Raw genomic sequence first — 10,782 nt, forward strand, 5'->3', positions numbered from 1 at the left:
GTTTCGAAAGCGGACAGAAGCTGACCGGATGACTTCAGAGACTGGAGACATGACGAACCACAGCAACCACCGGCCGGTGATCCGCACTCAGGCGCTGACCAGGCACTTCACCCGAAGCAAGAAGACCGTCGAGGCCGTACGCGGGCTCGACCTCGAGATCCACCAAGGTGAGCTCGTCGCCTTCCTCGGTCCGAACGGAGCCGGCAAGTCGACCACCTTGCGGATGCTGACCACCCTCATCCCGCCCACCTCCGGCACCGCCGAGGTCGCCGGCCATGACGTCGTACGCTCGCGCGGCGCCGTCCGGCGCTCGATCGGCTACGTCGGCCAGGGCAACGCCGCCGCGTTCATCCAGCGCGGCCGCGACGAGCTGATGTCCCAGGCTCGCGCCCACGGCATCCCGCGCGACGCCGCGAAGGCGCGCATCGAGGAGCTGCTCGTGGCCTTCGACCTCCAGGAGTACGCCGACCGCCCGGTCCAGACGCTCAGCGGCGGCCAGCGGCGGCGGCTCGACATCGCGATCGGGCTGCTCAACCACCCCGAGGTGCTGTTCCTGGACGAGCCGTCGACGGGCCTCGACCCTCAGAACCGCGCCAACCTGCAGGAGCAGATCCGCCGACTCCACGAGGACGGCACCACGATCGTGCTCACCACCCACTACCTGGAGGAGGCCGACGCGCTCGCCGGACGGGTGATCGTCATCGACCACGGCGTCGTGATCGCCGACGACACCGCCACCCGGCTCAAGGAGAGGCTCGGCGACCTGGTGCTCCTCGGCTTCGGCACCGAGGCGGATGCCACGGCCGCCGCGGCTCGCGCCGAGTCGGCGCTGTCCGGTCCGACCGTCATCGAGCGTGCCGGGACGCAGGTCTCGATCCGCGCACCGCGCGGTGCCGACAGCGCGCCGGCGTTGACCATCGACCTGGCCGCCCACGGCACCCCCGCGATCCGGATGGAGGTCCACACCCCCACCCTCGACGACGTCTTCCTCGACCTGACCGGCCGCAGCCTGCGCGAGTCGGCCCAGTCCACCTCCCAGTCCGCCACCACCCAGACCGAAGGAGCAGCAGCATGACCACCCTCACCGTCCCGACCGCACAGGTCCGGAGCACCACCCGAGTGCCGAGCCGCCCGACCGGCTTCCTCACCGACACCTGGACCGTGCTGCTCCGCGAGCTCACGCCCAAGCTGCGCCAGCCCGCCTCGATGCTCTTCGCGATGATGCAGCCGCTGGTCTTCCTGGGGCTCTTCGCGCCACTCCTGCCCGCGGTCGAGAGCGGCAGCGCGCTGCAGTGGTTCGTGCCGGGCATCGTCGTCATGACCGCGCTGATGGGCGCCTCGATGACCGGCGCCGACCTGACCGCAGAGATCCGCTCCGGCTCCCACGAGCGGCTGCTCGTCTCGCCTCTCTCCCGGCCGTCCCTGCTGGTCGGGCGGGCCCTGAAGGAGGTCGTGCCGGTGCTGTTCCAGACGGTCGTCATCCTCGCCGTGGTGACCCCGTTCAGCTTCGACCTCCATCTCGGCGGGGTCCTGGTCGGAGCCGTCATCGTCTCGCTCTTCGCGATCGGACTGGGTGCGCTCAGCTTCGCCCTGGCCACCGCCGCGAAGGAGCAGGACTGGGTCTTCTGGACGGTCCAGCAGATGCTGATCTTCCCGCTGCTGCTGCTCTCCGGCGTCCTCCTCCCCCTCGACGGCGCCCCCGGCTGGCTGCGGTTCCTCAGCGACATCAACCCCATGACGTACGTCGTGGAGGCCGAGCGGGCGCTCTTCGCCGGCCAGTTCCCGGCCGATGTCGTCATCAGCGGCTTCGTCGCGGCCGCTGCCGTCGCGGTGGGCGGGGTGCTCGTCGGCGTACGGACCATGGAGAGGTCGAGCTGAGGTCGGGCCGAAACCCCCTTGACCTCAAGTTCACTTTAGCTTCCACACTGGACGCATGACACCCCGACCCCGCACGGCCCCGAGCCCGACAACGATCGTGCTCACCGTCATCGCCGGCACGGTGATGATCCCGATCGACATCACGATCGTTGCGGTCGCGATCGCCCGTCTCTCCCAGGAGACGGGCGCTTCGCTGCCGGTGATCCAGTGGGTCGCCACCGGCTACACGCTCGCCCTGGCAACGGTCATCCCGGCCGCGGCCTGGGCGATCAGCCGGTTCGGTGCCCGCCAGGTCTTCCTGACCGCGATCGGCGTCTTCACGATCGGATCCGGCCTGGTCGCGGTGTCGTGGAACGTCGAGTCGCTGATCGCGTTCCGGGTGCTGCAGGGGCTCGGCGGCGGCTTCGTCATGCCAGCCGCGATGACCCTGACGCTGCGCTCGGCGCCGCCCGAGGAGCGTGGCCGGCTGATGGCCCTGATGGGCCTGCCGGTGCTGGTCGGTCCCGTCTTCGGACCGGTGCTCGGCGGCTGGCTGCTCGACACGATGTCGTGGCGGTGGATGTTCCTGATCAACCTGCCGCTGGGCCTGATCGGCCTCGTCCTCGGAATGCGCAACCTGCCGCGTCTGGAGCGCGGCCCGAGCGCCCGCCTGGACGTACGCGGCCTGCTCCTGCTTCCGCCCGCGATGGCGCTCCTCGTGCTGGGCACCTCGTTCGCGGAGGGCACGCTGTTCGAGGCTCAGGTGCTGGTCCCGGTCGGGGCCGGGATCGTCCTGGTGGCGCTCTTCGTCCGGCATGCGCTCCGCGCCGCCGCTCCCCTGCTGGACATCCGGCTCCTCGCCCGGCCACTGACCGGCGGCAGCGCCGCGCTGCTGGTCTGCTTCGCCGGCGGCTACTTCGGCTCGATGATCCTGGTGCCGCTCTACTGGCAGGTCGTACGCGGCGAGTCGGCGACCACCGCAGGACTACTGATGGCTCCCGCCGGCATCGCGGCCGGGATCATGATCCAGGTCTCCGGCCGCCTCATCGACCGCTTCCCGCCGCTGCCGGTGATCGGCTCGGGCATCGTGATCTCCACCCTGGGCTTCGGCGCCCTGGCGCTCCAGCTGAGCGCGGACGCGCCGATGCTGGCCCTGGCCATGACCCACGCCATCGCGACCGCGGGCGCCGGGTTCGTGATGCTGCCGACGATGACCATCGCCACCCGCTACCTCGAGGACATCGCCATTCCGGCAGGCTCGACGATGATCAACGTGCTGAACCAGGTCGCCACCGCCCTGTGCACCGCCGGCGTCTCGGTACTCCTGGCCGCGGCGCTCTCGTCCCGCCTTCCCGGACTGGGCAGCGATGGCATCGGAGCGCTCAGCTCCCTCGCTCCCACCGAGCGAGCAGCCGTCGCGCCGCTGGCCGCCGAGGCCCTGCAGGTCGCGTTCTGGCTGCCGGTCACGATGATGGCGATCTCGGGCGTGGTCGCGTTCCTCGTCTTCCGGCGTACGCCGTCGGCTCGGAACGTCTCCATCGACAGCCCGCGGCCTGTCGCCGCGGCGGTCGCCGACTAGGTCCTACCAGGGGCGGCGGTCGCCGGGATACTGCCTGGGGCCGCCCGGGTTGGGGCGACCAGGGTTCGGGTAACCCGGGTTGGGGTGGCCGGGACCGGGTCCTGCGGGATGGACCTGGCCCCGATAGACCGGCCCGCCGCCGGGGTACGGCCCGACGGGCCGGACGTGCCGAGGGCCCTGCTGGTCAGGCCGGGGTGGTTCGCGGCGCCGGCGTCGGGCCAGGAGCAGAGCGATGAGCAACCCCAGCCCCGACAGCGCGAGCAGCCCGACGGCGATCTCGACGAAGCCGATCCCGAACAGCCCGCTCGAGCCAGGAGTCGGGCCGCCCGAGGCGTCGGTGAACGTCACCGGGCCTGCGGTCTCCGAGTCACCCACGGGCGGGACCGAGGCAGACTCCGACTCGGAGGGTGACGCCGAGGGCGACGTCGACGGCGACGCGGAGACGGACGCGGAGGGCGTACGCGACGGGGTCGGCGAAGCCGTCGCCGACTTCTTGGGCTTCGCGGTCTGCCGGGGAGTCGGGGCCTTGGTCTCCGCTGGGGCGGTCGGCGCCGGCGCGCTGGTGGCCTTCGGCTTCTCGGTCGGCCGCACGCCCGGCGGGTACTTCGCGAAGACCTGGACGCCCCAGGTGGTGTTGTCGACCTCCACGAAGGAGATCCCGATGTGGGTGTAGTCGCCCAGGATGTTGGCCCGGTGCCCGTCGGAGTTCATCCAGCCGCGGTGCATCTCCGCGCCGGTCCGGTAGCCCATGGCGACGTTCTCCCCGACCCCCTGCCACCCCTCCGGCACCTGCTCGGCGAGGTCGGGGTTGTGCGAGAGCGCCCTGTCGGCGGCGATCTTGTAGGCCCACTTCCGCGCCAGACCGTCGAGGGCGGAGTCGCGCGTCAGCGGGTCCAGGCCCGCGTCGGCACGGGCGGAGTTCGCGAGCCGCTTGATCGTTCCGCCCTCCCCCGCGGAGGCCGGACCAGCGCTGACGAGCAGCGCGGCAGCCGCCAGCAAAAGGGCGAGGACATAGGACACGGGGCGATGCAGGTGGGGGAACATCCCCGCCAGGGTATCGACCTTTACTTCGGAGTGCTGCGCCCGAGGTGGCGCTCGATGTGGGCAGCGATCCCGTCAAGAAGCAGCCGCTGCCCGAACGCCGAGGGATCGTCCGACTCGGACGCTTCGCCAGGCCCGGCGGGCCGCCAGGTGGCCATTGACGTCATCAGGTTCGGAAAACGCTCCGGATCTGCGTACGTCATGAGCATCTGCTCGAACGAGGCATAGGGGTTCTCCTCCTTGGACAGCGCAGACTCGATCTCGATCTTCGCCTCGCCCACGACGTACTGCGAGATGATGCCCACGATCGCCATCTTCTCCTCGGCCGGCAGCGGCACGTCGCGCAGGTAGTAGAACCCAAGATCGATCCAGGCCAGACGGTTCGGTCCCGGGAGCATGTTCGCGAGCGGCAGGTCCAGAAACCACGGCTTGCTGACCGCCAAGTCGACCTGCGCGCGCATCCACGCCGCCAGGCCATCTCTCCAGCCCAGGTCCGGCGAGGGCGCAGGCAGGTCCGCGCAGAGCCGGTCGGCGAGCAGGATGAGCAGCTCGTCCTTGTTCTTCACGTGCCGATACAGCGCCATCGGCGAGCAGCCCGCCGTCTCGGCGACCCGAGCCATCGAGACGGCGGCAAGACCGTGCTCATCGGCGATGACGTACGCAGCCTCGACGATCTGGGCGACGCTCAGCGCCGGCTTGGGGCCGCGCCGGCCGGCCGGCGCCTTGCCCCAGAGGCGAGGGATCAGATCGGAACTCATCACGTCCATCATGCCCTGCTCCCTCCAGAAACGGGTTGACCGCCGTCTTCTGCGTACTCTATAAACAGTTAATCCCATACGCTATTAGATCGGATGGCTCATGAGCACTACGACAAGAAGACCTCTGGTGCGCCAGTGGTGGGTCTTCCCGCTGGCCGCGGCGACGGTGACCTTTCTGGTGACGGCGCTGCCGCGGTACGTCGGCCTGGACCCGTCGCAGTCGCTCGTCGAGACCGACCGCGGGCCGGTCTTCTACCCGGCGCTGGTGACGCACATCTTCTTCGGCTCGGTGATGCTCTGCTGCGGCGTACTCCAGCTGTGGCCGTGGCTGCGCGCCAACCATCCGAAGGTGCACCGCTGGACCGGGCGCACCTATGTCGTCACCGCGATCCCCACCGGCGTGGGGGCGCTGGTCACCAGCCAGTTCCCCGCTGCCGGCCCGTCCCAGCAGGTCGGCAACACCTTCCTGGCCGTGCTGTTCCTGCTGTTCACCGTGCAGGGGTACCGCGCCGCGCGGCAACGTCGTTTCAAGGACCACCGCGAATGGATGTACCGCAGCTATGCGATGGCGTTCTCGATCGTCGCCAACCGCTTCTGGAATGTGGTCCTGCTCATGATCTACGTTCCCGAAGCCATGACCGGCAACGACATCGGCCTCGATGACCCCACCCTTGCCAGCGCCGCCTCGGCCTCAGCCTGGGTCAGCTGGATCGTGAACCTGCTGATCGCCGAGTGGATCATCCACCGAAAGCCGCGCCGGCGACGCACCGATCAGGCCAGTGCGTCCCGCAGGGTCGAGCGCCAGACGCCGGTGAGCTCCTCGAGCGGGATCTCGACGCTGCCGCCGTCATAGGAGATCGAGTACGCCGCACCACCCGTCACACCGAGCTGCGTCGCCGCAACCCCGTGGCGCTCGGCCAGCGAGGTGAGCCGCTCGACGTCGGCGGCCTTCACGGTGACGACCGCGCGGGCGACCGACTCCGAGAAGAGCGCGACGAACGGGTCGCCGGCGAGGGTGACCGAGACGCCGATCCCCGACGACATCGCCGGCTCGGCCAGCGCCTGCATCAGGCCGCCGTCGGAGAGGTCGTGGGCGGAGGTGACGAACCGCGCCTCCAGCAGCAGCTCGGCGAGCGCCTTCTCGGCAGCCAGGTTCACCTTGGGCGGCAGCCCGCCGAGGTGGCCGTGCACGACGTGGGCCCACTCCGAGCCGGAGAGCTCCTCGTGGGTCTCGCCGAGCAGGACGACGACCTCGTCGGCCGCCTGGAAGTCCGAAGGCGTACGCGTGGTGACGTCCTCGATCACACCGAGCGTCGCGACCACCGGCGTGGGGTGGATGGCGGTCTCGCCGGTCTGGTTGTAGAGGGAGACGTTGCCGCCGGTGACCGGGATGCCGAGCTCGAGGCAGGCGTCCTTCAGGCCCCGGGTCGCCTCGGCGAACTGCCACATCACGTCGGGGTCCTCCGGGGAGCCGAAGTTGAGGCAGTCGGAGATGGCCAGCGGCTTGGCGCCGACGGAGGCCACGTTGCGGTAGGACTCCGACAGCGCGAGCTGGGCACCGGCGTACGGGTCCAGCTTCGCGAAGCGCCCGTTGGCGTCGGTGGCGAGCGCGACCCCGAGGTTGGTCGACTCATCGACGCGGATCATGCCGCCGTCGGCGGGCTGGGAGAGGACGGTGTTGCCGCGCACGTAGCGGTCGTACTGCTCGGTGATCCAGGACTTGTCGCACAGGTTCTCCGAGGCGACCAGCTGGAGGACGGTCGAGCGGAGCTCATCGGCCGAGGCCGCGCGGGGCAGCTTCTCGGCCACGTCGGCCTGCAGCGCGTCCTGCCACGACGGGCGGGCGTAGGGGCGCTCGTAGACGGGGCCGTCGTGGGCCACGGTGGTCGGGTCGACGTCGACGATGGTCTCGCCGTGCCAGTCGACGCGCAGCCGGCCCTCGCCGGTCACGGTGCCGATCACGGCCGCCTCGACGTCCCACTTGGCGCAGATGTCCATGAAGGTCGCCTCGTCCTCGGGCGCGATGACCGCCATCATCCGCTCCTGCGACTCGCTCATCAGGATCTCCTCCGGAGCGAGCGTCGAGTCGCGCAGCGGCACCCGCTCGAGGTGCACGTGCATGCCGCCGTCACCGGCAGCGGCGAGCTCGGAGGTGGCGCACGAGATGCCGGCCGCACCGAAGTCCTGGATGCCGCGGACGATGCCGGCGGCGAAGAGCTCGAGGGTGCACTCGATCAGCAGCTTCTCCATGAACGGGTCGCCGACCTGCACGCTCGGGCGCTTGGCCGGACCGTCCTCGTCGAACTCGACGCTCGCGAGGATCGAGGCGCCGCCGATGCCGTCGCCACCGGTGCGCGCGCCGTACATGATCACCAGGTTGCCAGCGCCCGACGCCTTGGCGAGGTGGAGGTCCTCGTGACGCAGTACGCCGACGCAGAGCGCGTTGACCAGCGGGTTGCCGAGGTAGGAGGCGTCGAAGACGGCCTCACCACCGATGTTGGGCAGACCCAGGCAGTTGCCGTAGTGACCGATGCCGGACACGATCCCGGGCAGCACCCGGTGGGTGTCCTCCTCGGACAGCGGTCCGAAGCGGAGCGGGTCCATGACGGCGACCGGCCGCGCGCCCATCGCGAGGATGTCGCGGACGATGCCGCCGACGCCGGTCGCGGCGCCCTGGTGGGGCTCGACATAGGAGGGGTGGTTGTGGGACTCGACCTTGAAGGTGACCGCGTAGCCCTGCCCGACGTCGAGCACGCCCGCGTTCTCACCGATGCCGGCGAGCATCTTGCCGGCCGGGGTCTCCTGCGGGATCTCGCCGAACTGCTTCAGGTGCACCTTGGAGGACTTGTAGGAGCAGTGCTCCGACCACATCACCGAGTACATCGCCAGCTCCGCACCGGTCGGCCGGCGGCCGAGGATGCTCTTGATCTCGGCGTACTCGTCCTCCTTCAGGCCGAGCTCGGCCCAGGGCTGCTCTCGGTCGGGGTCACCGGCAGCGTGGTGCACGGTGTCCAGGAGCGGAAGATCGGACGCAACGGCAGCGGACGAAGTCTCGGTCACGGGCAGAAATCTACGTCAGAAGTGCCCAATCCCCTTAGTCGTCAGCGGGGCAGCCCGCGCCACTCCCGCAGGTCGCGGATCTCACCGAACTCGTCGAGCGCCTGCCGAGCCACCTCGCCGTCCCCGGCGTAGGCGGCGACGCTCCAGCCGTGACCCTCCACCATCTCGGCGGTGACCCAGGAGGCCTCGCCGTGCGGGGTCGGCAACCGGCGCGGGCGCCAGGAGAGCGACATCGCGCCGTCGAGGCGCTGCTCGATCCTCGGGGTCGAGCCGGTGGCGGCGTACTTCCTCTGGCCGGTCTGCCACTCGCTCCAATAGGCGTAGTGGAGGTAGACCTGACTGCCGCGCCAAGACATCGAGCACTCGACGAAGAGATCGCGCGGGCCGGTCTCACCAGGGGCGCACTCAGCGCTCCGGGCAGCGTTCTCGTAGCCGGGGAAGACCCACTTCATGCCGTCCGTGCCACGCGGGTCCGGGCACCGCGTCAGGGAGCCGGAGCCGTTGCCGTCCCAGCAGACGTAGGGCGTGTTGACCTGCTTGGTGGTCGAGCTGACCTGGTCGGCGACCGCGAAGGGCCCGATCACCTCGCCACCGTGAGCGACATGGATGATCCCGGCGACCGTCAGCGCGAGCATGACCGTGATCGCGAAGAGGACCGGCGTCACCCGATCGCGTCGCTGCTGCACAGGCCCCCACCCCCTCGGCGAAACCATTCCTTTACCAAGGTAACGCCGCCAGGCGGGTTTGGTTAGGGCCCATATGTACCGGGACCAACGTCCCGTCGCGTCCGCCGACCGAGACCGCTGCCCGCGGACTGGACCGACGCCTAGTCTTCTATTCGTAGTTATTCACTAAAGAAAGGCCATACGGTGCCCTCCCCCAGCACGTTCAGCCGACGCAGCCTGCTCGCCACCGGGGCCGGCGCAGTCGCCGCCACCGGCCTCGCCACCCCCGCCAACGCAGCCGCCGAGGTCCCGTTCAAGGCCCGTAAGGTCAACCGGCCCAAGCGCAAGCCCAACCTCCTGGTCGTCCTGGGCGACGACCTCGGCTGGGCCGATCTGTCCGCCTACGGCTCCCCCGACATCAAGACGCCCAACCTGGACCGGCTCGCGGCCTCGGGCGTGCGGTTCACCGATGCGTACTCCGCCTCCTCGGTCTGCTCCCCCACCCGCTTCGGCCTCTACACCGGGCGCTACCCCGGTCGCCTCGCCGGCGGCCTGCCGGAGCCGATCGCGTCCCCCAACGAGCTGCACGGGATCCCGCTCGACCACCCGACACTGGCCTCGCTGCTCAAGGACCAGGGCTACGCGACAGCGCTCTTCGGCAAATGGCACTGCGGCTTCCTGCCCTGGTACAGCCCGACCCGGGTCGGCTGGGACGAGTTCTTCGGCAACTTCTCCGGCGGGATCGACTACTTCTCGAAGTTCAGCCACAACGGGGCGTACGACCTCTACGAGGACGAGGTGGAGGTCGAGGACCTTCGCTACTACACCGAGATCGTCACCGAGAAGGCCGTCAGCTTCATCGAGCGCGACCACGACGTCCCGTGGCTCCTCAACCTCAACTTCACCACCCCGCACTGGCCCTGGGAGGGCCCCGAGGACAAGGCGGTGAGCGATGAGCTGACGGCTCGGATCGAGGCCGGCGAGAAGGGCGTGCTGTTCCACAACGACGGCGGCTCGCTGGCGACGTACAAGACCATGGTCGAGGACCTCGACCAGTCGATCGGCCAGGTCATCCGGGCTCTCGAGCGCACCGGCCAGCTCCGCGACACCGTCGTCTTCTTCGCCAGCGACAACGGCGGTGAGCGGTTCTCCAACGTGTGGCCGTTCACCGGAGCGAAGTCGAGCCTCAACGAGGGCGGCATCCGGGTTCCTACCATCCTGAGCTGGCCCGGCACCCTGCCCGGCCGCCAGGTCAGCGACGAGCCAGCCGTCACGACCGACTGGACCGCGACCTTCCTGGAGCTCGCCGGCGCGACGCCGTCGCCGGACTACCCGCTGGACGGCACCAGCCTGGTCCCGCTCCTCTTCGGCGGCCGGCCGCGCGAGACCCAGGACCTCTTCTGGCGCATGCGGGGACAGCGGGCGCTGCGCCGTGGCTCGCTGAAGTACCTGCAGCTCGACGGCACCGACCACCTCTACGACCTGAGCGAGGACGTACGCGAGCAGGCCGACCTGGCCCGGAAGCGACCCGAGGACCTGGCGGAGCTCCGGGCGGCCTGGGAGAAGATCGACGCGACGCTGCTGGCGTACTCCTAACCCGCGGCTGGGCGAGTCCACTGGTAACTAAGTGACGGTTGTGACTACCGTGACGAAATATGGGGGACTTCACCAGGCTCAAGTACGTCAGACGGGCACTCGGCGCGGGCTTGATCTCGGGCGTCGTCGGCGTCGCGGGGCTGGCTTGGCGTACGGCCTTGATCGAGACGCCGTGCTCGGAGAAGGCGGTCGCGACGGCGGCGAGCACGCCGGCCTTGTCGGCCAC

The 10,782-nt window shown here is 69.8% G+C and carries 9 protein-coding genes; 5 read left to right on the plus strand and 4 right to left on the minus strand.

Annotated elements, in window-relative coordinates:
* The first annotated feature begins 49 nt into the window (after nucleotides 1-49).
* Genes ABZY89_RS18655 through ABZY89_RS18665 form a run of 3 tightly spaced genes read left to right on the plus strand, consistent with a single transcriptional unit; the run spans nucleotide 50 to nucleotide 3,436 of the window.
* Entirely contained in the window at nucleotides 50-1,075 is a 1,026-nt protein-coding gene (locus ABZY89_RS18655) for an ATP-binding cassette domain-containing protein (protein WP_355229568.1), read from the plus strand.
* Nucleotides 1,072-1,878 (plus strand): ABC transporter permease, encoded by an 807-nt coding sequence (locus ABZY89_RS18660; RefSeq protein ID WP_355229570.1) that lies wholly within the window; start codon nucleotides 1,072-1,074, stop codon nucleotides 1,876-1,878. The genes ABZY89_RS18655 and ABZY89_RS18660 overlap by 4 nt, the downstream gene beginning before the upstream one ends.
* A gap of 55 nt (nucleotides 1,879-1,933) precedes the next feature.
* Complete coding sequence (locus tag ABZY89_RS18665) at nucleotides 1,934-3,436, plus strand: DHA2 family efflux MFS transporter permease subunit (RefSeq protein WP_355229572.1); 1,503 nt, start codon at nucleotides 1,934-1,936, stop codon at nucleotides 3,434-3,436.
* 3 nt (nucleotides 3,437-3,439) lie between these two features.
* Here ABZY89_RS18665 and ABZY89_RS18670 read toward each other — a convergent pair whose 3' ends face one another.
* Both ABZY89_RS18670 and ABZY89_RS18675 read right to left on the minus strand, forming a co-directional pair.
* Nucleotides 3,440-4,480 (minus strand): CAP domain-containing protein, encoded by a 1,041-nt coding sequence (locus tag ABZY89_RS18670; protein WP_355229573.1) that lies wholly within the window; start codon nucleotides 4,478-4,480, stop codon nucleotides 3,440-3,442.
* Between the two features lie 20 nt (nucleotides 4,481-4,500).
* A complete protein-coding gene (locus tag ABZY89_RS18675; RefSeq protein ID WP_355229575.1) occupies nucleotides 4,501-5,235 on the minus strand; it encodes a TetR/AcrR family transcriptional regulator in 735 nt (244 codons plus the stop codon).
* Between the two features lie 100 nt (nucleotides 5,236-5,335).
* Here ABZY89_RS18675 and ABZY89_RS18680 point away from each other — a divergent pair, with 100 nt between their 5' ends.
* The gene (locus ABZY89_RS18680) at nucleotides 5,336-6,088 is read left to right on the plus strand and encodes a DUF2306 domain-containing protein (RefSeq protein WP_355229577.1); all 753 of its coding nucleotides are present in this window, start codon (nucleotides 5,336-5,338) and stop codon (nucleotides 6,086-6,088) included.
* Here the strand turns inward: ABZY89_RS18680 and purL are convergent.
* Nucleotides 6,007-8,295, minus strand: coding sequence for a phosphoribosylformylglycinamidine synthase subunit PurL (purL, locus tag ABZY89_RS18685; protein ID WP_355229579.1), 2,289 nt, complete (start codon nucleotides 8,293-8,295; stop codon nucleotides 6,007-6,009). The genes ABZY89_RS18680 and purL overlap by 82 nt on opposite strands.
* A 41-nt stretch (nucleotides 8,296-8,336) precedes the next feature.
* Nucleotides 8,337-8,981 carry a hypothetical protein gene (locus ABZY89_RS18690; RefSeq protein WP_355229581.1) on the minus strand — a complete coding sequence of 215 codons (645 nt, stop codon included), beginning with the start codon at nucleotides 8,979-8,981 and terminating at the stop codon, nucleotides 8,337-8,339.
* 183 nt (nucleotides 8,982-9,164) lie between these two features.
* Between ABZY89_RS18690 and ABZY89_RS18695 the strand changes: the two genes are divergently transcribed.
* Nucleotides 9,165-10,556 carry a sulfatase-like hydrolase/transferase gene (locus ABZY89_RS18695; protein WP_355229583.1) on the plus strand — a complete coding sequence of 464 codons (1,392 nt, stop codon included), beginning with the start codon at nucleotides 9,165-9,167 and terminating at the stop codon, nucleotides 10,554-10,556.
* Nucleotides 10,557-10,782: the final 226 nt, after the last annotated feature.

Source organism: Nocardioides sp. NPDC006303 (genome assembly GCF_040613175.1).
In the GTDB taxonomy this organism is placed as follows: domain Bacteria; phylum Actinomycetota; class Actinomycetes; order Propionibacteriales; family Nocardioidaceae; genus Nocardioides.